Source organism: Mycobacterium paraense (assembly GCF_002101815.1).
GTDB lineage: Bacteria > Actinomycetota > Actinomycetes > Mycobacteriales > Mycobacteriaceae > Mycobacterium > Mycobacterium paraense.
Genome location: NZ_LQPM01000016.1, coordinates 28,217 through 49,644, shown reverse-complemented (window position 1 = coordinate 49,644; position 21,428 = coordinate 28,217). Strand labels below are relative to the sequence as shown.

The 21,428-nt window shown below is 69.9% G+C and carries 19 protein-coding genes; 11 read left to right on the top strand and 8 right to left on the bottom strand.

Annotated features, from left to right (window positions below; all coding sequences use genetic code 11):
• Positions 1–23 precede the first annotated feature (23 nt).
• Entirely contained in the window at positions 24–1,364 is a 1,341-nt protein-coding gene (gabT, locus tag AWB89_RS15495) for a 4-aminobutyrate--2-oxoglutarate transaminase (protein ID WP_085174843.1), read from the bottom strand.
• A 112-nt stretch (positions 1,365–1,476) separates the two neighbouring features.
• Between gabT and yajC the strand changes: the two genes are divergently transcribed.
• From yajC to AWB89_RS15465, 6 genes are all read left to right on the top strand, one after another.
• The gene (gene yajC, locus AWB89_RS15490) at positions 1,477–1,794 is read left to right on the top strand and encodes a preprotein translocase subunit YajC (RefSeq protein WP_085174841.1); all 318 of its coding nucleotides are present in this window, start codon (positions 1,477–1,479) and stop codon (positions 1,792–1,794) included.
• Between the two features lie 64 nt (positions 1,795–1,858).
• Positions 1,859–3,655, top strand: coding sequence for a protein translocase subunit SecD (gene secD / locus AWB89_RS15485; protein WP_085174839.1), 1,797 nt, complete (start codon positions 1,859–1,861; stop codon positions 3,653–3,655).
• Positions 3,656–3,658: 3 nt separating this feature from the next.
• A complete protein-coding gene (gene secF / locus AWB89_RS15480) occupies positions 3,659–4,891 on the top strand; it encodes a protein translocase subunit SecF (RefSeq protein ID WP_085174837.1) in 1,233 nt (410 codons plus the stop codon).
• 5 nt (positions 4,892–4,896) lie between these two features.
• On the top strand, positions 4,897–6,531 hold the full coding sequence (locus AWB89_RS15475; protein WP_085174835.1) for an ABC transporter substrate-binding protein: 1,635 nt from the start codon (positions 4,897–4,899) through the stop codon (positions 6,529–6,531).
• Complete coding sequence (locus AWB89_RS15470) at positions 6,513–7,064, top strand: adenine phosphoribosyltransferase (protein ID WP_085104024.1); 552 nt, start codon at positions 6,513–6,515, stop codon at positions 7,062–7,064. Before AWB89_RS15475 ends, AWB89_RS15470 begins: the two co-directional genes overlap by 19 nt.
• Positions 7,065–7,107: 43 nt before the next feature.
• Positions 7,108–9,456 carry a RelA/SpoT family protein gene (locus tag AWB89_RS15465; RefSeq protein ID WP_085104094.1) on the top strand — a complete coding sequence of 783 codons (2,349 nt, stop codon included), beginning with the start codon at positions 7,108–7,110 and terminating at the stop codon, positions 9,454–9,456.
• Positions 9,457–9,460: 4 nt separating this feature from the next.
• Here the strand turns inward: AWB89_RS15465 and AWB89_RS15460 are convergent, their stop codons facing one another.
• Both AWB89_RS15460 and AWB89_RS15455 read right to left on the bottom strand, forming a co-directional pair.
• Complete coding sequence (locus AWB89_RS15460) at positions 9,461–11,194, bottom strand: protein kinase domain-containing protein (RefSeq protein WP_085104028.1); 1,734 nt, start codon at positions 11,192–11,194, stop codon at positions 9,461–9,463.
• A gap of 79 nt (positions 11,195–11,273) precedes the next feature.
• Positions 11,274–12,182: a peptidylprolyl isomerase gene (locus tag AWB89_RS15455; protein ID WP_085104030.1), complete on the bottom strand. Its 909-nt coding sequence runs from the start codon at positions 12,180–12,182 to the stop codon at positions 11,274–11,276.
• A 105-nt stretch (positions 12,183–12,287) separates the two neighbouring features.
• Between AWB89_RS15455 and AWB89_RS15450 the strand changes: the two genes are divergently transcribed.
• Genes AWB89_RS15450 through AWB89_RS15440 form a run of 3 tightly spaced genes read left to right on the top strand, consistent with a single transcriptional unit; the run spans position 12,288 to position 15,719 of the window.
• Positions 12,288–12,950 carry an MBL fold metallo-hydrolase gene (locus AWB89_RS15450; protein WP_085104032.1) on the top strand — a complete coding sequence of 221 codons (663 nt, stop codon included), beginning with the start codon at positions 12,288–12,290 and terminating at the stop codon, positions 12,948–12,950.
• Positions 12,947–14,206, top strand: coding sequence for a histidine--tRNA ligase (gene hisS / locus AWB89_RS15445; RefSeq protein ID WP_085174833.1), 1,260 nt, complete (start codon positions 12,947–12,949; stop codon positions 14,204–14,206). The genes AWB89_RS15450 and hisS overlap by 4 nt, the downstream gene beginning before the upstream one ends.
• A gap of 43 nt (positions 14,207–14,249) precedes the next feature.
• Positions 14,250–15,719: an HNH endonuclease signature motif containing protein gene (locus tag AWB89_RS15440; protein WP_085174831.1), complete on the top strand. Its 1,470-nt coding sequence runs from the start codon at positions 14,250–14,252 to the stop codon at positions 15,717–15,719.
• A gap of 12 nt (positions 15,720–15,731) precedes the next feature.
• On the opposite strand, the gene AWB89_RS15435 is transcribed toward AWB89_RS15440, so the two are convergent.
• On the bottom strand, positions 15,732–15,983 hold the full coding sequence (locus AWB89_RS15435; protein WP_241520509.1) for a DUF2510 domain-containing protein: 252 nt from the start codon (positions 15,981–15,983) through the stop codon (positions 15,732–15,734).
• An 86-nt stretch (positions 15,984–16,069) separates the two neighbouring features.
• On the opposite strand from AWB89_RS15435, the gene AWB89_RS15430 reads away from it, so the two are divergent.
• The gene (locus AWB89_RS15430; protein WP_085174827.1) at positions 16,070–17,095 is read left to right on the top strand and encodes an Rv2578c family radical SAM protein; all 1,026 of its coding nucleotides are present in this window, start codon (positions 16,070–16,072) and stop codon (positions 17,093–17,095) included.
• A gap of 1 nt (position 17,096) precedes the next feature.
• Here the strand turns inward: AWB89_RS15430 and AWB89_RS15425 are convergent, their stop codons facing one another.
• Positions 17,097–18,668, bottom strand: a complete 1,572-nt coding sequence (locus AWB89_RS15425) for a purple acid phosphatase family protein (RefSeq protein WP_085174825.1) — start codon at positions 18,666–18,668, stop codon at positions 17,097–17,099.
• A gap of 48 nt (positions 18,669–18,716) precedes the next feature.
• Here AWB89_RS15425 and AWB89_RS15420 point away from each other — a divergent pair, with 48 nt between their 5' ends.
• Positions 18,717–19,148 carry a hypothetical protein gene (locus AWB89_RS15420; protein ID WP_085104043.1) on the top strand — a complete coding sequence of 144 codons (432 nt, stop codon included), beginning with the start codon at positions 18,717–18,719 and terminating at the stop codon, positions 19,146–19,148.
• Here the strand turns inward: AWB89_RS15420 and ypfJ are convergent, their stop codons facing one another.
• From ypfJ to AWB89_RS15405, 3 genes are read right to left on the bottom strand one after another with little or no spacing between them, the layout of a single operon-like run.
• Positions 19,149–20,024, bottom strand: a complete 876-nt coding sequence (gene ypfJ, locus AWB89_RS15415) for a KPN_02809 family neutral zinc metallopeptidase (RefSeq protein ID WP_085104045.1) — start codon at positions 20,022–20,024, stop codon at positions 19,149–19,151.
• Between the two features lie 9 nt (positions 20,025–20,033).
• Positions 20,034–20,531, bottom strand: a complete 498-nt coding sequence (locus tag AWB89_RS15410) for an SRPBCC family protein (RefSeq protein WP_085104047.1) — start codon at positions 20,529–20,531, stop codon at positions 20,034–20,036.
• A 9-nt stretch (positions 20,532–20,540) separates the two neighbouring features.
• Positions 20,541–21,428 (bottom strand): oxidoreductase, encoded by an 888-nt coding sequence (locus tag AWB89_RS15405; protein ID WP_193791364.1) that lies wholly within the window; start codon positions 21,426–21,428, stop codon positions 20,541–20,543.

Below are 21,428 nucleotides of genomic sequence, written 5' to 3'. Positions count from 1 at the left end.
TTGATGTGATCTTCGGCACCGGGCTAGAGCTCGCCCAGCAGCCCGCCCAGGATGTCGATCCCCTCGATCAACAGCTCGTCGCTGATGGTCAGTGGCGGCAGCAGCCGGATGATGTTGCCGAACATGCCGCAGGTCAACACGATCACTCCGGCCGCGTGGGCCGCGGTGGACAGCTTTTTGGTCAGTTCCGCATCGGGCTCGGCGGTCCCCGACTTCACCAGCTCGATGGCGATCATGGCGCCCCGACCGCGCACGTCGCCGATCCGGTCATCGGCGGCCTGCAGGCGCAACAACGGTGCGGTGATCAGCCGTTCCAGCTGCCGTGCCCGCTCGACCAGCCCGTCGCTTTCGATCGTCGCGATGGTGGCCAGTGCGGCCGCACACGCAATCGGGTTTCCGCCGAACGTGCCGCCCAAACCGCCCACGTGCGATGCGTCCATGATTTCGGCGCGGCCGGTGACCGCCGACAGCGGCAGCCCGTCGGCGATGCCCTTGGCGGTGCAGATCAGGTCGGGCACGATCCCCTCGTGCTCGCAGGCGAACATGGCGCCGGTGCGGGCGAAGCCGGTCTGCACCTCGTCGGCGATGAACACCACGTCGTTGCGGCGGCACCAGTCGAGCAGCGCGGGCAGGAATCCCTCTGCGGGAACGATGAATCCGCCCTCGCCGGCGATCGGCTCGATGATGACGGCGGCCAGGCTGTCGGCGCCGACCTGGTTTTCGATGATGCCGATGGTGCGCGCGGCGGCCTTTTCGCCGTCGGTGGCGAGTTCCTTGTCGTGCAGCCCGTCCCGGTAGGGGTAGGACAGCGGGGCCCGGTACACCTCCGGCGCGAACGGGCCGAAGCCGCTCTTGTAGGGCATGGATTTGGCGGTGAGCGCCATCGCCAGGTTGGTGCGCCCGTGATAGGCGTGGTTGAACGCCACCACCGCGGGCTTGCGGGTGTGGGCCCGGGCGACCTTGACGGCGTTCTCGACGGCCTCGGCGCCGGAGTTGAACAACACCGAGCGCTTCTCGCCCGAGCCGGGGGTGATCCGGTTGAGTTCCTCGGCGACGGCGACGTACTCCTCGTACGGCGTCACCATGAAGCAGGTGTGGGTGAAGTCGTCGACCTGCGCGCGCACCGCGTCGACGACGCGGGGCGACGAGTTGCCGATCGTGGTTACCGCGATGCCCGAACCCAGGTCGATGAGCCGGTTGCCGTCGACGTCCTCGACGATGCCGCCGCCGGCCCGCGCGACGTACACCGGCAGGGAGACGTTCACGCCGCCCGACACGGCCGCGGCCCGGCGCTTGTTGAGCTCCAGCGATGTGGGACCGGGGATTTCGGTGACCAGCTGGCGGCTCTGCTCGAGGCTGGCCACGACGTCCTCCTCACCGCGGCGCGGCTGTCACGTCGCCGCTCAAGCCTATCCGCTCGGACGCGAGTGAGCGGGGTCAGTAGGTGGCGACCTGCGGTGCTGGCAGACTGGCCGCATGAATAGCTTGATCCTGTTCTTGCCGTTCGTGATCCTCATGATCGGCGTCATGTACTTCTCGCAGCGTCGGCAGCGGCGGGCGATCCAGGCCACCATCGACCTGCAGGAGTCGTTGCGGCCCGGCGACCGGGTGCACACCACGTCCGGGCTGGAGGGCACCATCGTCGCTATCACCGAGGACACCGTCGACCTGGAGATCGCGTCCGGCGTGGTGACGACCTGGATGAAGCTGGCCGTGCGCGACAAGATCCTGCCCGACGACCCCTCGGGCAACGACTTGGAAGAATCCGAGGGACTGACCGACCCGGGCCGATAGGCACGTACGCTCTTCAGAGGCTCCGTCAGGGCAAGAAACCGATTTCCAAGGAGATACGAGGAACGTGGCATCGTCTTCGCCGCCGGTGCACCCTGCCCGCTACCTGTCTGTCTTCTTGTTGCTGCTGATCGGCGCCTACCTGCTGGTGTTCCTGACGGGCGACAAGCGCGCCGCGCCGAAACTGGGCATCGACCTGCAGGGCGGCACCCGCGTCACGCTCACCGCGCGTACGCCGGACGGCTCGCGGCCGAGCCGCGAGGCGTTGGCGCAGGCGCAGCAGATCATCAGCGCGCGCGTCAACGGGCTCGGCGTGTCCGGTTCGGAGGTCGTCGTCGACGGCGACAACCTGGTCATCACCGTGCCCGGGAGCGACGGCAGCGAGGCGCGCAACCTCGGGCAGACCGCGCGGTTGTACATCCGGCCGGTGCTCAACTCGATGCCGGCGCAGGCCGCCCAGCCCAAGCCGCCCGCCCAGGTGCCCCCCGGCCAACCGGCGCCCCCTCCGGGCGGCGCGCCGGCGCCCGGCGCTCCGGCGCCCGGCCAAACGCCACCACCACCGCCCGGCCAAGCACCACCTCCCGGCCAAGCACCGCCGCCGCCCGGCCAGCCGGGCGCGCAACCGCGGCCCTACCCGCAGGACCCGCCGCCCACGCCGAGCCCGGCGCCCGCCCCGGCCCCGGCGCCCGCGCCCCAGGCGCCGCCACCCGCGGCGCCGGCGCCGCCCGACCCGCGCAAGGACCTCGCCGACCGCATCGCCGAGGAGAAGGAATGGCGGCAGAGCACCCGCCAGGGCATCCAGTTCCTCGCCCTGCAGTTCCAGGCGACCCAGTGCGACAAGAAGGACGACATCCTCGCCGGCAACGACGACCCCACCCTGCCGCTGGTGACCTGCTCGACCGACCACAAGGTCGCCTATCTGCTGGGCCCGTCGATCATCAGCGGTGACCAGATCGCCAACGCCACGTCGAGCCAGAACCAGCGCGGCATCGGCTACGTCGTCGACCTGCAGTTCAAGCCCGCCGCGGCGAACACCTGGGCGGACTTCACCGCCGCCCACGTCGGCACCCAGACCGCGTTCACGCTGGACTCCCAGGTGGTCAGCGCCCCGATGATCCAGGAGGCGATCCCCGGCGGGCGCACCCAGATCTCCGGCGGCCAGCCGCCGTTCAACGCCTCCACCGCCAAGCAGTTGGCCAACGTCCTGAAATACGGGTCGCTGCCGCTGTCCTTCGAGTCCTCGGAGGCCCAAACCGTCTCGGCGACATTGGGATTGACCTCGCTGCGGGCCGGCCTGCTCGCCGGCGCGATCGGCCTCGTCCTGGTGCTGCTGTATTCGCTGCTCTACTACCGCGTGCTCGGCTTGCTCACGGCGTTGTCGCTAACCGCTTCGGGCGCAATGATTTTCGCGATCCTGGTGATCTTGGGCCGCCAGATCAACTACACCCTCGACCTGGCGGGCATCGCGGGTCTGATCATCGGCATCGGCACCACCGCCGACTCGTTCGTGGTGTTCTTCGAACGCATCAAGGACGAGATCCGCGACGGCCGTAGGTTCCGCTCGGCGGTGCCACGGGGCTGGGTGCGGGCCCGCAGGACGATCGTGTCGGGCAACGCGGTCACCTTCCTGGCCGCCGCGGTGCTCTACGCCCTGGCGATCGGCCAGGTGCGGGGGTTCGCGTTCACCCTGGGCCTCACCACGATCCTCGACGTGGTGGTGGTGTTCCTGGTCACCTGGCCGCTGGTCTACCTGGCTTCCAAGTCTCCGACGCTGGCCAAGCCGGCCTACAACGGCCTCGGGGCCGTGCAGCAGGTCGCGCGCGAACGCCTCGCCGCGGCGGATGCGCAGATGGGACGGGGTTAGCGGATGACTTCCTCCAAGGCGTCCGAGGGCGCGGTCGAGCTGACCGGCGCGCAGCTGCCGCACCACAACTTCATCTCCCGGCTCTACACCGGCACGGGCGCGTTCGAGGTGATCGGGCGCCGCAAGCTGTGGTACGGGATCAGCGGCGCGATCGTCGCGATCGCCCTGCTCAGCATCATCCTGCGGGGCTTCACCTTCGGGATCGACTTCAAGGGCGGCACGACGGTGTCGATGCCGCGGGGCAGCGCGCAGACGGCGCAGGTGTCCGACGTCTTCCGCAAGGCCATCGGCAAGGACCCGGAGTCGGTGGTGATCGTCGGCAACGGCGCCTCGGCGACGGTGCAGATCCGGTCGGAAACGCTGACCAACGACCAGACCACCAAGCTGCGCAACGCCCTGTTCGACGCGTTCCAGCCGAAGGGCAACGACGGCAAGCCGAGCAAGCAGGCCATCAGCGACTCGGCGGTGTCGGAGACCTGGGGCGACCAGATCACCAAGAAGGCGCTGATCGCGCTGGTGGTGTTCCTGGCGCTGGTCAGCCTCTACATCACCGTGCGCTACGAGCGCTACATGGCGATCTCCGCGCTGACCACCATGTGTTTCGACCTCAGCGTCACCGCCGGCGTGTACTCGCTGATCGGCTTCGAGGTCACCCCGGCGACGGTCATCGGCCTGCTGACCATCCTGGGCTTCTCGCTCTATGACACCGTCATCGTGTTCGACAAGGTCGAGGAGAACACCCGCGATTTCCAGCACACCAACCGGCGGACCTTCGCCGAGCACGCGAACCTGGCGATCAACCAGACGTTCATGCGCTCGATCAACACCAGCCTGATCGGGGTGCTGCCGGTGCTGGCGCTGATGGTCGTGGCCGTGTGGCTGCTGGGCGTCGGCACGCTGAAGGACCTGGCGCTGGTGCAGCTGGTGGGCATCCTGGTCGGCACCTACTCCTCGATCTTCTTCGCCACCCCGCTGCTGGTCAGCCTGCGCGAACGCACCGAGCTGGTGCGCACGCACACCCGCCGGGTCCTCAAGCGGCGCAAGCCCTCCCACGGCGAGTCGGCCGCCGAGGAGCCCGCCGAGGGCGGCACCGAAGCCACCGAAGCCGCCGAGACCGCCGAGGCGCCCGAGACGCCCAGCAAGCCCGCGGCGAACAAGCCGGCGCCGGGCGCGCGACCGGTGCGCCCCACCGGAACCCGGCGCCCGAGCGGCAAGCGAAACGCCGGCCGGCGGTAGCCCCGATGGCCACCTGGTGTCGGCTGGCATTGGCCGGGCTCGTGGTGGCGGCTTTCGGGCTGACGGCCTGTTCGGGTAGCGCCGCCTCGCAGATCGACTACGTCGTCGACGGCCCGGTGAGCACCTATAACACCAACACCGTCATCGGTGCCGCATCGGCGGGGGCGCAGGCTTTCGCCCGCACGCTCACCGGCTTCGGCTATCACGGCCCGGACGGCCAGGTCGTCGCCGACCACGACTTCGGGAGCATCTCGGTCGTCGGCGGGTCGCCACTGGTCCTCGACTACCAGATCGCCGACAACGCCGTCTACAGCGACGGCAAGCCGGTGACCTGCGACGACCTCGTCCTCGCGTGGGCGGCGCAATCCGGGCGGTTTCCCGGGTTCGACGCCGCCAGCCAGGCCGGATACGTCGACATCGCCAACATCGAGTGCATCCCGGGCCAGAAGAAGGCGCGGGTGTCCTTCGCCCCCGACCGCGGGGTCGTCGACTACAACCAGCTGTTCGGCGCGACCTCGATGATGCCGTCGCACGTGATCGCCGACGAGCTGAACGTGGACGTGACCGCCGCGCTGCTGAGCAACAATTCGCAGGTCGTGCAGCAGATCGCCAAGCTGTGGAACACCACCTGGGACCTCAAGCCCGGCCTGGATCTGAAGCGCTTCCCGTCGTCGGGGCCCTACAAGATCGAATCGATGCTCAGCGGCGGCGCCGTGGTGCTCGTCGCCAACGACCGCTGGTGGGGTCCCAAGCCGATCACCAAGCGCATCACCGTGTGGCCGCAGGGTCCCGACATCCAGGACCGGGTCAACAACCGCAGCGTCGACGTCGTCGACGTCGCCTCCGGCTCGTCCGGGACGCTGTCCACCCCGGACAACTACGAGCGCAACGAGTCGCCGTCGGACGGCATCGTGCAGATGATCTTCGCGCCGCAGGGGCCGCTGGCGCAGCCGAAGACCCGGCGCGCCGTCGCGCTGTGCACCCCGCGCGACACGATCGCGCACGACGCCGGGGTGGCGATCGCCAACACGCGCCTGCAGCCGGCCACCGACGATGCGATCGCCGCCGGTGAGGGCGCCGCCGAGGCCGGCCCGTTTGCCAAGGCGGACCCCGCCGCCGCTCGCGACGCGCTGGGCGGCGCACCGCAGCCGGTGCGGATCGGCTACCAGGGGCCCAACGCGCGGCTGGCGGTGACCGTCGGCGTCATCACCAAGTCGTGCGCCGCGGCCGGCATCACGGTGGCCGACACCAAGCTGGACGCCCCGGGGCCGCAGGCGTTGCGGGACGGCAAGATCGACGTGCTGCTGGCCAGCACCGGCGGGGCCAGCGGCAGCGGGTCGACCGGTTCCTCGGCGATGGACGCCTACGACCTGCACAGCGGCAACGGCAACAACCTGTCCGGGTACTCCAACCCCCAGGTCGACGGCGCGATCAGCGCGCTGGCGGTGTCGGCCGACCCCGCCGAGCGCGCCCGGCTGCTGGCGCAGGCGGCGCCGATCCTGTGGGCCGACATGCCGACGCTGCCGCTGTACCGCCAGCAGCGCACGCTGCTGAAGTCGAAGAAGATGTACGCCGTGAGCAGGAATCCGACGCGCTGGGGCGTGGGCTGGAACATGGACCGATGGGCGCTGGTCCAGTGACGGGCGCCGGCGCGCCGGTGACCGAGCTGATCGCCTCGCTGGCCCGGGATGTCGCGGATTTTCCGAAGCCAGGCGTCCAGTTCAAGGACCTCACGCCCGTCTTCGCCGACCGGGCCGGGATGACCGCCGTCGTCGACGCGCTGATCGACGTCGCGTCCGGCGCGGACCTGGTGGCCGGCATCGACTCCCGGGGCTTTCTGGTGGCCGCGGCGGTCGCCGGCCGGCTGGGCACGGGCGTGCTGGCGATCCGCAAGTCCGGCAAGCTGCCGCCGCCGGTGCATTCCGAGCAATACGACCTGGAGTACGGCACCGCGACGCTGGAGATCCCCGCCGACGGGATCGATCTGCGCGGCCGCGACGTTGTCGTCATCGACGACGTGCTCGCGACCGGCGGCACGCTGGGCGCCGCCGCCCGGCTGCTGCAACGCGCCGGGGCCCACGTGAGCGCGGCCGCGGTGGTCATGGAACTCACCGGGCTGGGCGGCCGCGAGGCCGTCGCGCCGTTGCCGGTATACAGCCTGAGCAGGGCCTAGCCGGGGCCCATAAGCGATATCCTCGAGGTCGGAGGTGACCAACGTGGCTGACGAGAAGAGCGGGGCGCAGGCCCTCGACGCGCCCGCGGACGTCACGCAACCCCTGTTGGTCGGGGAGGCGCCGGTCGAGAAGACGAGCGCCTCGCGCCGGGTGCGGGCCCGCCTTGCCCGCCGGATGACGGCCCAGCGCAGCACCCTCAACCCCGTGCTCGAGCCGCTGGTCGCGGTGCACCGCGAGGTCTACCCCAAAGCGGATCTGTCGATGCTGCAGCGCGCCTTCGAGGTCGCCGACCAGCGGCACGCCACCCAGTTGCGGCACTCCGGTGACCCCTACATCACCCACCCCCTGGCCGTCGCCAACATCCTGGCCGAATTGGGCATGGACACCACCACTTTGGTGGCCGCGCTGCTGCACGACACCGTCGAGGACACCGGGTACACGCTCGAGGCGCTGAGCGAGGAATTCGGCGAGGAGGTCGGCCACCTCGTCGACGGCGTGACCAAGCTGGACCGGGTGGTGCTGGGTAGCGCCGCCGAGGGCGAGACCATCCGCAAGATGATCACCGCCATGGCCCGCGACCCGCGGGTGCTGGTGATCAAGGTCGCCGACCGGCTGCACAACATGCGCACCATGCGCTTCCTGCCGCCCGAGAAGCAGGCGCGCAAGGCCCGCGAGACGCTGGAAGTCATTGCGCCCCTTGCCCATCGGCTGGGTATGGCCAGCGTCAAGTGGGAGCTGGAGGACCTGTCGTTCGCGATCCTGCACCCCAAGAAGTACGAGGAGATCGTGCGGCTGGTGGCCGGCCGTGCGCCGTCGCGGGACACCTATCTGGCCAAGGTGCGCACCGAGATCATCAACACGCTGAACGCGTCGAAGATCAAGGCGACGGTCGAGGGCCGCCCCAAGCACTACTGGTCGATCTACCAGAAGATGATCGTCAAGGGGCGCGACTTCGACGACATCCACGACCTGGTCGGCATCCGCATCCTGTGCGACGAGATCCGGGACTGTTACGCCGCCGTCGGCGTGGTGCATTCGCTGTGGCAGCCGATGGCCGGGCGGTTCAAGGACTACATCGCGCAGCCGAGATACGGCGTCTACCAGTCGCTGCACACCACCGTCGTCGGGCCGGAGGGCAAGCCGCTGGAGGTGCAGATCCGTACCCGCGACATGCACCGCACCGCCGAGTACGGCATCGCCGCGCACTGGCGCTACAAGGAAGCCAAGGGCCGCAACGGCCTTCCGCATCCGCACGCCGCCGCCGAGATCGACGATATGGCCTGGATGCGTCAGCTGCTCGACTGGCAGCGTGAGGCCGCCGACCCGGGCGAGTTCCTGGAGTCGCTGCGTTATGACCTTGCGGTCCAAGAGATCTTCGTCTTCACGCCCAAGGGCGACGTGATCACGCTGCCGACGGGATCCACGCCGATCGACTTCGCCTATGCGGTGCACACCGAGGTCGGCCACCGCTGCATCGGCGCCAGGGTCAACGGCCGGCTGGTGGCGCTGGAGCGCAAGCTCGAAAACGGCGAAGTCGTCGAGGTTTTCACGTCCAAGGCGCCCAACGCCGGGCCGTCGCGGGACTGGCAGCAGTTCGTGGTGTCGCCGCGGGCCAAGGCGAAGATCCGGCAGTGGTTCGCCAAGGAGCGCCGCGAGGAGGCGCTGGAGGCCGGCAAGGAGGCGATGGCCCGCGAGGTGCGGCGCGGCGGACTTCCGTTGCAGCGCTTGGTCAATGGCGAGTCGATGGCCGCGGTGGCCCGCGAGCTGCACTACGCCGACGTGTCCGCGCTCTACACCGCGATCGGTGAGGGGCACGTGTCGGCCAAGCACGCCGTGCAGCGGCTGCTGGCCGAGCTCGGCGGCATCGACCAGGCCGAGGAGGAACTCGCCGAGCGGTCCACGCCGACCACCATGCTGCGACGCCCGCGCAGCAGCGACGACGTCGGGGTCTCGGTCCCCGGCGCCCCGGGCGTGCTGACCAAGCTGGCCAAGTGCTGCACCCCGGTGCCCGGCGACCAGATCATGGGGTTCGTCACCCGCGGCGGCGGGGTCAGCGTGCACCGCACCGACTGCACCAACGCCGCGTCGCTGCAACAGCAGTCCGAGCGGATCATCGAGGTGCTGTGGGCGCCGTCGGCGTCGTCGGTGTTCCTGGTCGCCATTCAGGTCGAGGCGCTCGACCGGCACCGGCTGCTGTCGGACATCACCCGGGTGCTCGCCGACGAGAAGGTCAACATCCTCTCGGCGTCGGTCACCACCTCGGGTGACCGCGTGGCGATCAGCCGGTTCACCTTCGAGATGGGTGACCCCAAGCACCTCGGGCACCTGCTCAACGTGGTGCGCAACGTCGAAGGCGTGTACGACGTCTACCGGGTGACGTCCGCGGCCTGAGGTACTAGCCCACCCGTACCGAGTTGATGGTGATCGTGCTCGTCGGCATGCCCCGGGTGCGGTTGCCGGCCACCCCGACCCTGGCCATCTTGTCGAGGGTGTCCAGGCCGGCCTGGTCGACCGCGCCGAACACCGTGGACGTCGGCTCTATCTCGGCGTCGCGGAAGACGATGAAGAACTGGCTTTCGTTGGTGTTGGGCCCGTTCGTGGCCATCGCCACCGTCCCGCGCGGATAGATCACGGTTTGCTTGAGCTCGGGATCGTTGGCCTTGTACTGGTTGGTGGGGTATTCGTCGGCGTACTCGTAGCCGGCGCCGCCGCCGCCGTCGGCATCGCCGCCGCCGAACAGCAGCGTCCCGCCCTCCGGCTCGTCGATCATCCGCCCGCAGATCGTGTTGTCGAAGAAGCCCTGCTTGGCCAGGCTGACGAAGCTGTTCACCGTGCACGGGGACTCGTTGTTGGCGAGCTGGACGCCGAGATCGCCGAAGTTGGTCGAGATGACGGCGTGGATCGTGGCCGGCTCGGTGGAGACCCTGCCGGATGGCGGCAAGCTGGCGGGCTTGCTCGCGGGATCCGGCGACGGCGGGTATTGGCAATTGGCGCCGACGCCGGGCGGGGGTGCGAACGCCGGCAACGGCGGCACGCTCGCGGCGGCGGGGGAGGACGTCCCCGGCGCGGAGCCCGGCCGGGCCGGGACCCTGGCGCGCGTCGGCGTGCTGGACGCCGCGGTGTTCGTGGAGCCGTGGTTCTGGGTGACCAGGGAGATGACCAACGCCACCACCGCCGCCAGCGCGACGAGCGATCCGCCCACGATTCCCAGGACCAGGCGCCGGTTCGAGCTCCCCGCGCCTGACGGCCGCGGGGGCTCCGGCGCCGGCGCCGGAGCGGCGGGCGGCGGCACCGCCGAGTCGACGTGGCCGGTGAGCGCCGCCCGGGCGGCCTCCGCGAGCTCGATTGCCGACTGGTAGCGGGCTTCGGGATCCTTCGCCATGCCGCGCGAGATCACCGCGTCGAAGGCCGGCGGTATGCCGGGCGCCATGATCGACGCTCGCGGCGGCGGCGCGTTGACGTGCGCGTGCAGCTGTTCCTCGAGGCTGTCGCCGGGGTAGGGGCGGCTTCCGGTCAGGCACTCGTACAGCACGCAGGCCAACGAATACACGTCGGCGCGGTGATCGGTTGTCCCCCTGAAGCGCTCGGGCGCCAGGTACGCCACGGTGCCCATGGTGGCCCCGGTGTGGGTCAGCTGCGTGTCGGACTCCGCTCGGGCGAGGCCGAAGTCGATCAGGTAGACGAAATTCTGCGCAGTGGTCACGAGGATGTTCTTCGGCTTGATGTCGCGGTGCACCAGCCCCACCCGGTGGGCGCTATCCAGCGCCGCGGCAACCTGTTCGATCACCGCGACCGTGCGCTCGGGGGACAGCCGTCCGCCGCTCTCGTCGATGTACTGCGACAGGTCGCGGCCCTCGATCAGCCGCATGTCGACATACAGCTGGCCGTCGATCTCGCCGTAACCGTGGATGGGAACGATGTGCGGGTCGTTCAGGCCGGCCGCGATGCGCGCCTCTCGGCGAAAGCGGTGCTGAAAGTCCTGATCCTCGGCCAGATGTGGCGGGAGCACTTTGAGGGCCACCACTCGATCGGTGGACGCATCGAAAGCGCGGTATACGCGCCCCATGCCGCCGCGGCCCAGCAACTCCAGTATTTGGTAATGACCGAAGGACTCCGGATCAATACTCACCCCACGAACCCTAAACGGTGGAGCAAGCGAGTCTGGTGATTCTCAGCAATCCGCGCGATGGTGTTGCGCTGCTCCACGTTTAGTCGAGCAGCAGCGACTTGATGGTGACCTCGCTGGCCGGCGCCCCGTCTTCACCGCCGCCGGCGACGCCGGCCTTGGCGACCTTGTCCAGGACGGCGAGCCCGTCGGGCTGGATGGTGCCGAACACCGTGTACTGCGGCGGCAGCTGGGAGTCCTTGTAGACCATGAAGAACTGGCTGCCGTTGGTGCCGGGCCCGGCGTTGGCCATCGCCAGGGTGCCGCGCGGATAGAGCACCGGCTGCTGCAGCTTGGGATCGTTCGGCGGGTACTGGTCGGTCGGGTACTCGTTGGCGAATTGATAGCCGGGGCCGCCGGTGCCGTCGCCCTTGGGGTCGCCGCATTGCAGGACGCCCAGCGTGTCCGACGTTGTCAACCGGTGGCATTTGGTGCCGTCGAAGTACTTCTGGCCGATCAGGCTCGCGAAACTGTTGACCGTGCAAGGCGATTCGTTGTTGGCCAGCATCAGGCCGATGTTGCCCTGGCTGGTGGCCATGCTGGCGCTCACCTGCGCCGGGTCCGTCGGGACCTTGCCGGTGCGCGGCGGCTTGACCTGTTTGGCCGCCGCGTCCGACGACGCCGGGTATTGGCAGTTGGCGCCGAGGTTGGCCGACGGCTTGAACGCCGGCAGCGGAGGCACCGGCGGTGGTGGACCGCTGGGCGTCGCGGAAGTGGAGGTCTCCGGGGCGCTGCTGGCGGCGGGGGAGCTCGTCGGCGCCGCGGTGTTGTTCTTGTGCTCGTGCTTGGTGTTGACGATGGCGATCACGACCGCGGCGATCACGGCCACGGCCGCGATCGAGCCCCCGGCGATCACCATGATGCGGCGCCGCTTCGCCTGCTTCTGGCGCCGCTCCAGCTGCCGCTCGAGTTTGCGCTTGGCTGTGGCACGTCGCTGTTCATTGGTCGGCACGGCCGGTATGCCTCCATGTCGGTCGTCGGGCCCGAGATAGCCAGCCCAGGCTATATGGGGGCGCCCTGACCGGCGCCAACCGGCCCCCGTGGGAAACTGGGAACCGTGTTGATCACCGGATTCCCCGCCGGCATGTTGGCGTGCAACTGCTATGTGCTGGCCGAACGCCCCGGAACCGACGCCGTCATCGTCGATCCCGGACAGCGCGCGATGGGCGCGCTGCGGCGAATCCTCGACGAGAACCGGCTGACCCCGGCCGCGGTGCTGATCACCCACGGGCACATCGACCACATGTGGTCGGCCCAGAAGGTGTCCGACACCTTCGGCTGCCCCACCTACATCCACCCCGAGGACCGGTTCATGCTGACCGACCCCATCCACGGCTACGGCCCGCGGCTGGCGCAGCTGGTGACCGGCGCGTTCTTCCGCGAGCCCAAGCAGGTGGTGGAGCTGGACCGCGACGGCGACAAGCTGGACCTGGGCAGCGTGACCGTCAACGTCGACCACACGCCGGGGCACACCCGCGGCTCGGTGTGTTTTCGGGTGTCGGAGGACAAGGATGTCGTCTTCACCGGGGACACGCTGTTCGAGCGCTCGGTGGGCCGCACGGACCTGTTCGGTGGGAGCGGCCGCGACCTGCTGACGTCGATCATGGACAAGCTGTTGGTGCTCGACGACGACACCGTCGTGCTGCCCGGCCACGGCAACGCCACCACCATCGGCGCCGAGCGGCGCTTCAACCCGTTTCTCGAGGGCCTGAGCCGGTGACGGAGTTCTCTGCTCCCAAGGGGGTGCCGGACTACCTCCCGCCGGATTCGGCGCAGTTCGTCGCGGTGCGCGACGGGCTGCTGGCCGCCGCGCGGCGGGCCGGCTACGGCGACGTCGAGCTGCCCATCTTCGAAGACACCGCCCTATTCGCCCGCGGCGTAGGCGAATCCACCGACGTCGTCTCCAAGGAGATGTACACCTTCGCCGACCGCGGTGACCGCTCGGTGACGCTGCGGCCGGAGGGCACCGCGGGTGTGGTGCGCGCCGTGATCGAACACGGCCTGGACCGCGGCGCGCTGCCGGTCAAACTCTGTTACGCGGGACCGTTTTTCCGCTACGAGCGCCCGCAGGCCGGCCGGTACCGCCAGCTGCAGCAGGTCGGGGTGGAGGCGATCGGCGTCGACGACCCCGCGCTGGACGCCGAGGTGATCGCCGTCGCCGACGCCGGTTTCCGCTCGCTGGGCCTGGACGGCTTCCGGCTGGAGATCACCTCGCTCGGCGACGAAACCTGCCGCCCGCAGTACCGGGAACTGTTGCAGGAGTTCCTGTTTGGCCTCGACCTCGACGAGGAGACGCGGCGGCGCGCCGAGATCAACCCGCTTCGTGTCCTCGACGACAAACGACCCGAAGTGCGGGCGATGACGGCCGACGCGCCGGTGCTGCTGGATCACCTGTCCGACGGCGCCAAGCAGCACTTCGACACGGTGCTGGCGCATTTGGATGCGCTCGGGGTGCCCTACGTCATCAACCCGCGGATGGTGCGCGGGCTCGACTACTACACCAAGACCACGTTCGAGTTCGTGCACGACGGCCTGGGCGCGCAGTCCGGGATCGGCGGCGGCGGCCGCTACGACGGCCTGATGCGCGAGTTGGGTGGGCAAGACCTGTCGGGCATCGGTTTCGGGCTCGGCGTCGACCGGACCCTGCTGGCGCTGCGCGCCGAGGGCAAGAGCGTCGGGCAGACCACGCGCTGCGACGTGTTCGCGGTGCCGCTGAGCGAGCCGGCCAAACTGCAGCTGGCGGTGCTCGCGGCGCGGCTGCGCGCCGCCGGTGCCCGCGTCGACATGGCCTACGGCGACCGCGGGCTCAAGGGCGCGATGCGCGCGGCCGACCGTTCCGGCGCGCGGATCGCGCTGGTGGCGGGCGACCGGGACCTCGAGTCCGGGACCGTCGGGGTCAAGGATCTGGGGACGGGCGATCAGGTGTCCGTGCCGCTGGATTCGGTTGTCGCCGAGGTGGTCGCGCGGCTGGGTTGAGCTTGCCGCCGTCTTGTCGGTGGGCGCTGGCATACTCGAACGTATGTTCGATACCCGGCTTCACGAGTACTGGGAGCCCCCGCAGACGGAGGGCTCGCGCGCGTTAGTCGAGCGGATGTGTGCGTCGGGGCGCGCCGAGGCGCGGGCCGCCGCGGATCGGCTGGTCGCGATCGGGGAGCTCTTTGAGATGCGCCGCGCCCAGCGTGGTGAGGCGGCTGACTGGGCGGTGGATACGTGGGCGGCGGTCGGCGCCGAGGTGGCCGCGGAGTTGCGGATCAGTCTGGCGATGGCGGGCAGCTACCTCGGTGACGCGTTGGCCATGCGGCAGCGGCTGCCGCGCGTGGCCGCGCTGTTTGTGGCCGGGGACATCGATCACCTGATGTTTCGGACGTTGGTGTTTCGCACCGATCTGATCACCGATGACCAGCTGCTGGCGGCGGTGGATGCGGAGTTGGCGGCCAACGTGGTGCGGTGGCCGTCGATGACGCGGGGCCGGCTGGCCGCCCAGGTGGACAAGGTCGTGGCCCGCGCCGACGTTGATGCGGTGCGCCGGCGCAAGGAGCGCCAGGTTGAACGTGACGTCTGGATCGGCGATCGGGTCCAAGATGGGCTCGCCGAGATCCACGGCAGCCTGTTCGCGTCCGACGCCCACGCGTTGGACCGGCGGTTGGACGCCTTGGCCACCACGGTGTGCGCGCAGGATCCGCGCACCAGAGACCAGCGGCGCGCCGACGCCCTCGGGGCGCTGGCGGCCGGGGCGGATCGGCTGGCCTGCCGGTGTGGGCGCCCCGACTGTGCCGCCGGGAAGCGGCCCGCAGCCGGCCCGGTGGTCGTTCACGTGATCGCCGAGCAGGCCACCCTTGATGGCACCGGCACCGCCCCGGGATCCGAGGTGTGCGCCGACGGGTTGATCCCCCCGGAACTGGTTGAGGAGTTGGCGGCCTCGGCCAAGCTGGTGGCGTTGGTCCACCCCGCCGATGCGCCACCCGAGAACGGCTACGTGCCGTCGAAGGCTTTGGCCGATTTCGTGCGGTGCCGCGACCTGACGTGCCGCGCCCCGGGGTGTGAGCGCCCGGCATTCGACTGCGACATCGACCATACGATTCCCTACGCCCAGGGCGGCCCCACGCACGCCTCAAACCTCAAGTGCTACTGCCGGTTTCATCATTTGATCAAGACGTTCTGGGGTTGGGATGAAAAGCAGTTGCCCGACGGGACGTTGATCGTGACGACACCGGCCGGGCACACCTATGTGACCACCCCGGGTAGCGCGCTGCTGTTTCCCAGCCTGTGCCGATCGGTCGGCGGCTTCGCGTCCCCCGAAGCCGACCCGCCGCTGGACGACTGCGCCGAACGCACCGCGATGATGCCCAAGCGCCGCCGCACCCGAGCCCAAAACCGGGCCGCGCGCATCGCCGCCGAACGCCGAAGCAACCGCAAAATCCGACTGGCCACCCGGAGCGCACAACCGCCGCCCACGCCGGCCGAGGATGACGAGCCGCCGCCCTTCTAGCGCGGCACTACGTCACGCGCGGGGCTGAGTCTGGGCGGTCCACACCCGGCCATCGAAGTAGCGCATCTGATTGGGGTCCTGCTGGTCGGGATACCAGCCGGGCGCCAGCCCGGTCGTCACGACCGGCTGTTGTTGCACCACCGGCTGTTCGACGACCGGCCGTTCCACCGGCCGTGCGGCGCTCGGCCTCGCCATCGCGCGCACGACGGCGATCACCACCGCGACGATCGCGATCAGCACCAATATCCAGATCAGCGAATTCACAGCGCCCGCAATCATGAGGCCCCCATACCCTCACCGCCTGGCGCCGAAACTTGACTTCGCATCGAACGATTGTTCGAATGGAAGGTATGCGCTGGGCGAACCAGGCCGTCGCGGTCAACGGGGACCCCGTCGACGACGGGGCGCTGCCCGGGCTGCAACGCATCGGCCTGGTGCGCAGCGTGCGCGCGCCGCAGTTCGAGGGCATCACCTTTCACGAGGTGCTCTGCAAGTCGGCGCTGAACAAGGTGCCCAACGCCTCGGCCCTGCCGTTCCGGTACACCGTCAACGGCTACCGCGGCTGCTCGCACGCGTGCCGCTACTGCTTCGCACGGCCCACCCACGAGTACCTCGACTTCGACTGCGGCACCGACTTCGACACCCAGGTGGTGGTCAAGACCAACGTTGCCGAAGTCCTCAACCGCGAGCTGCGCCGGCCGTCGTGGCAGCGTGAGACCGTCGCGCTGGGCACCAACACCGATCCCTACCAGCGCGCCGAGGGCCGCTACGCGCTGATGCCGGGCATCATCCAAGCGCTCGCGGGCTCCGGCACGCCGCTGTCGATCCTCACCAAGGGCACGCTGTTGCGGCGCGACCTCCCGCTGATAACCGATGCGGCCCAACAGGTTCCGGTGTCGGTCGCGGTGTCGCTGGCGGTCGGCGACCCGGAGCTGCACCGCGACGTGGAACCGGGCACGCCGACACCCCAGGCGCGGCTGGGCCTCATCACCGCGATCCGCGACGCCGGCCTGGACTGCCACGTGATGGTCGCCCCGGTGCTGCCGCACCTCACCGATTCCGCCGAGCACCTCGATCGCCTGCTGGGCCAGATCGCCGCGGCGGGCGCGACGGGCGTGACGGTGTTCGGCCTGCACCTGCGCAGCTCGACCCGCGGCTGGTTCATGGCCTGGCTGGCCCGCTCGCACCCCGAACTGGTCGGCCGCTACCGCGAGCTGTACCGCCGCGGGCCCTACCTGCCGCCGAGCTACCGCGACGCGCTGCGCGCGCGGGCCGCGCCGCTGATCGCTAAGCATCGGTTGACCGGAGATCAGCGCCCGAACCCGATGCGCGCGCCCGAGGCCGCCCCGGAGCCGCAGCAGGCGACGCTGTTTTGAGCTAGCCGGGCCGGTCGCCGCGCGGCTTGGTCAGCGTGAACTCGTCCACCGCGGTGACTTGGCCGGACGGACCGCTGAGCGCGTAATGCGTGGCCTTGATCGAGGTGTTCCCGCCCTGCTGACCGGGGTCCACGTCGAAAGACGCGAAGCCGTAAGGGTTGTCGCGGTCGCGGAATGCCGACCAGGGCGCGTCCTCCAGCACGTAGATCGGCGCCTTGCGGCCGAGCCCGGGGTCGAACGCGCCGACGCCGGTCAGCACGCGGCACCGCGGCTCGGGAAAGAAGAACCCGTTGCTCGGCGCCGACGTGCCGCCGCCGCCGATGACGAGGTGCACGGTGCCGCGGGTCGAATCGATGACGTCGTTGCGGGTGTCGACGGGTACCGGCGTGCGGGTGTCGGTGCCCATCGTGCCGCGCAGCGGGTGCGAGCGCTCGTAGTGGTGCTCGTGGCCGCACACCACCAGGTCGACCTGATACTGGTCGAACAACGGCAGCCATTCCTCACGGATGCCCAGGTCGGCGCCGTTGGCCTTGTCGGCGGTGGAGATGGCCGTCTGGTGCATGCAGACCACGATCCAGTCGACGTCCGGGTCGCGCCGCGCGGCGGCGAGTTCGCCTGCCAGCCAACGCTTTTGCTCCCCGCCCGAATAGCCGTGCACATAGAAATTACCGCCGTCCTGGAAGGCGATGTCGTCGTTGTTGAGGCTGATCACCCGTACCGAGCCGGCGGTGAACGAGTACCACAGCCCGCGGGTTTCCGGGCCCGACCCCGAATCCGGCAACGCGAAGTAGGTCTGATAGGCGCCGTAACCGATTGGGCCGTTGCCCAATTCGTTCTCGTGGTTGCCCGCGGCCGGCATCCAGGGCCGGTATCGCGCCGAGCGCGTGTTGTTCTCGAACCAGTTCGACCAGGTCCGGATGCGGTCCTGCGCAAGGTTGGCGTAGCACAGGTCGCCGTTGACGAGGTTGAACAGCGGGCCGAGGCGCTCGACCGCCAGCGTGGTGTCGGCGGCCGCGGGCGACCCGATGTTGTCGGTGGCATACCTGCCGTCGGGCAGCCTGGCCAGCGTCGGCGTGGACTGGTCGCCGAAGCTGGTGAAGCGCAGCGCTTTTCGTCCCGACGGCGCCGTCCGCACCGTCCCGCTGTCCGGCTCGGCCCCGTCGTGCACCGCGGCGTACACGTAGTCGGAATCGGGCGCCAGGCCCGTCAGGCGGGCGTGGTTGACGCGAACCTCGACGCCTGACTTGGCGTCCCGGTAGGTGCGGGTTTCGGCCTGCACGGTGCGCCCGAACCCGGAGTCCGGGGTGCCCAGCATGACGCGCGGGTTGCGGACGGCCTCGGTGGTGTGCCAGGAGACCACCACCTCGGTAGCGGCGTTCGCGCCGAACTGCAGATGCAGGCCCGTCACCGGCGGGGCGCCGTTGCGGTCGGGCCGATACCACAACGCGGGCGGCCGGGGATGCGACCACAGCAGCGTCGCCCCGCCGCCGATGCCCGCCCCGAGGGCGGCCGAAGCCGCGGTCGAGGTCAGCAGCCGGCGGCGGCTGATCCAGCCGGTGGGCCCGTCGCTCATAGCTGCTTCATACCTGAGGCAGGTAACGAATCCGGTAGCGTTTTCGATATGACGAACGTGCGAAAAGTGATCAGCGCCGTCGCGTCGGCCACGTTTGCAGCGGCTGCCGCGGCGGCCGTCATCCCCGCGACTGCCCATGCGGATGCCCACCAGGTGACCTACACCGTGTCGAGCCCCAACAACCTCACCGCCACGGTCAACTACGTGAGTTCCGATCCGCCCAGCCAGGCCGCCTACAACGCGGACCCGTCGAAGTTCATGACCAGCGTGCAGGCGCCGCTGAGCGGGGGAGCGCCGGTCACCTACACGGCCACGCTGGCGAACCCCGCCCAGTGGGCGAGCATCACCGCCAGCGGGATGCTGCACTGGCCGGACTCGGGCAACGGTCCCGCGCAGTTCCACTGCGAGATCGCCGTGGACGGCCAGGTGGTCGCCCACCAGGACGCCACGACCACCGTCACCTGCACGGGCAGGGGCTAGCTAGCCCAGGTTCGTCGCGGAGAACGTGTCGCACTTGTGCGGGTCGCCGGTCTGGTACCCGATGGTGAACCACTTCTGCCGTTCCGCCGACGAGCCGTGCGTCCACGACTCGGGGTTGACGCGTCCCGTCGACTCCTTCTGAATCCGGTCATCGCCCACCGACGCCGCCGCCGAGAGCGCGTCGGCGATGTCCTGGTCGCTCAACGGCTGCAGGTACGGCACGCCGGTGCTTTCCTGCTTCACCGTCGACGCGTAGTGCGCCCAGATCCCGGCGTAGCAGTCGGCCTGTAGCTCGGTGCGCACGCCGTTGCCGCCGGCGCCCTGCGCCCCCTGCTGGGAGCGGCCCAGGATGCCCTGCAGCTGCTGCACGTGGTGGCCGTACTCGTGCGCGACCACGTACTCCTGCGCGAAAGGCCCACCGCTGGAACCGAATCGGTCGACCAGCTCCTTGAAGAAGTCGGTGTCGAAGTACGCGGTCTGGTCCACCGGGCAGTAGAACGGGCCCACCGCGGTGGTGGCGGGCCCGCAGCCGGTGTCGACCGAGCCGGTGAACAGGCGCACGTGCGGGCGGGTGTAGCCCGGCATCAGCTGATGCCACACCGCATCCACGGAGTTGCCGGTCGCGATCACGCGGCACTGCACGTACTTGTTGGCGTCGGCCCCGGTCTTGCACTGGCTCAGGTCGAAACCGGGTGCCGAATAGCCGCCGGTGTTCATCTGCGAGTTCATCACGCGGCCCGGGTCGATTCCGAAAAACAACGCGCCGATGAGGATCAGCAGCCCGATTCCGCCGCCCCCCAGGGCCATCCCCATGCCGCCGCCACCGGACGACGACGCGGTGCTGGTGTCGATCTGCATGCCCTCGTTGAAGGTCATCGCACGCTCCTAAGGTTGCCGGGTCGCAAGGGCGTCGGTGTAGCTGCGCAGGTTGCGCAGGAACCGGCGCAGGCCCAGGTTCAGCAGCGGCCGCGCCACGAACATCGCCGGCCACGCCGGGCCGGCCGGCTTCTGCGCCATGATCCAGGTCAGCCGGCAGCCGCCGGGGGTCACCTCGACCCGGTAATCCTCGGCGAACGCGGCGACGGCCTGGGTGGAGCACTCGTTGAACCGGAATGCCATGCGGGAGAACGGCTCCCACGCGAGGAACTCCTCGTTGCCGACCATGCCACCGCGCATCTCGACCGTGCGGGTGGTGCCGACGCCGAACGGCTCGGGACTGGTCCAGGTGACCTTGGTGATCACCGGCGCCCAGCGCGGCCAGGACTCGGCGTCGGCCAGCACCTCGAACAGCTGCTCGGGGGTGACGGCCAGGTCGACACTGTTGGAAAAGCGGAACGGCGCGCTGTCGACGAAGCTCAGGTCGACGCGCTCGCAGGGGAACATGGCTCGAATCTAGCCCGGGCCGTCGCCCGCCGCCGCCAGAAGCGGCACCAGCACGTCGCTGATCGGCGTCGCCAGCCCGTGGGCGCGGCCCTTCCGGACGATCACGCCGTTGCGGATGTCCCACTCCATCCGCCGGCGGCCCTCGGCGTCGGCCAAAATCGAGGTGCCCATGTCCTCGGGGGCATGCCGGAAGAGCCCGGGCAGCTCGTCGACCACGTCGTCGGGCAGCCGGGCGCCCTCCGCCCGCGCGACGGCCAGGCATTCGGCCACATAGCGCCGCGACAGTTCGGCGACGTCGTCGCGGCGGAACATGCCGGACCGGCGCCGCGACAGCGCCATGAAGCCGGCCAGCGCGTTGGTGAGCAGCTTGCGCCACGCGGCGGTAAGGAAATCGGGGTCGCAGTCCACCTGGCAGCCGGCGCCGCGCAGCAACTCGGCGACGGTTTCCGCCGAGGGGCCCGACGGCAGCACCAGCCGGGCCTCGGTGCGCAGCCGCACCCACCCTTGCGGTTGCGTCTCGGCGCTGTACCAGACGATCCCGGGGACCACCGGCGACGACGGGCAGTGCGGCTGCACCTGCTCGACCTGCTCGACCCCGTTCTGCAGCACGACGACGATGGTGTGCTCGCCGCACAGGCGGGCCAACCAGGGTGCCGCGTCGTCGTTCTGGGTGGCCTTGACCGCCAGCACCAGGAGGTCGACGGGGCCGCTCACCTCGGCGGGATCGGTGTGCACCGGACCGGGGACGACGATGGGATCGGCGCCGTCGGGCCGCAATTCGATGCCGTCGCGGGGCGTGTGGCCGCACAGCAGCACCGGATGCCCGGCCCTGTGCAGCAGCGCGGCGACCGTCGTGCCGACGGCGCCGGGACCGACGAGTGCGATGTTGGTGACGAT

What these genes read in the sequence shown, in the direction of transcription:
- yajC (WP_085174841.1), top strand. Translation starts at nt 1,477, where the DNA reads ATGAATAGCTTGATCCTGTTCTTGCCGTTCGTGATCCTCATGATCGGC.
- secF (WP_085174837.1), top strand. Translation starts at nt 3,659, where the DNA reads ATGACTTCCTCCAAGGCGTCCGAGGGCGCGGTCGAGCTGACCGGCGCG.
- AWB89_RS15475 (WP_085174835.1), top strand. Translation starts at nt 4,897, where the DNA reads ATGGCCACCTGGTGTCGGCTGGCATTGGCCGGGCTCGTGGTGGCGGCT.
- AWB89_RS15470 (WP_085104024.1), top strand. Translation starts at nt 6,513, where the DNA reads ATGGGCGCTGGTCCAGTGACGGGCGCCGGCGCGCCGGTGACCGAGCTG.
- AWB89_RS15440 (WP_085174831.1), top strand. Translation starts at nt 14,250, where the DNA reads ATGTTCGATACCCGGCTTCACGAGTACTGGGAGCCCCCGCAGACGGAG.
- AWB89_RS15430 (WP_085174827.1), top strand. Translation starts at nt 16,070, where the DNA reads ATGCGCTGGGCGAACCAGGCCGTCGCGGTCAACGGGGACCCCGTCGAC.
- AWB89_RS15425 (WP_085174825.1), bottom strand. Translation starts at nt 18,668, where the DNA reads ATGAGCGACGGGCCCACCGGCTGGATCAGCCGCCGCCGGCTGCTGACC.
- AWB89_RS15420 (WP_085104043.1), top strand. Translation starts at nt 18,717, where the DNA reads ATGACGAACGTGCGAAAAGTGATCAGCGCCGTCGCGTCGGCCACGTTT.
- ypfJ (WP_085104045.1), bottom strand. Translation starts at nt 20,024, where the DNA reads ATGACCTTCAACGAGGGCATGCAGATCGACACCAGCACCGCGTCGTCG.
- AWB89_RS15410 (WP_085104047.1), bottom strand. Translation starts at nt 20,531, where the DNA reads ATGTTCCCCTGCGAGCGCGTCGACCTGAGCTTCGTCGACAGCGCGCCG.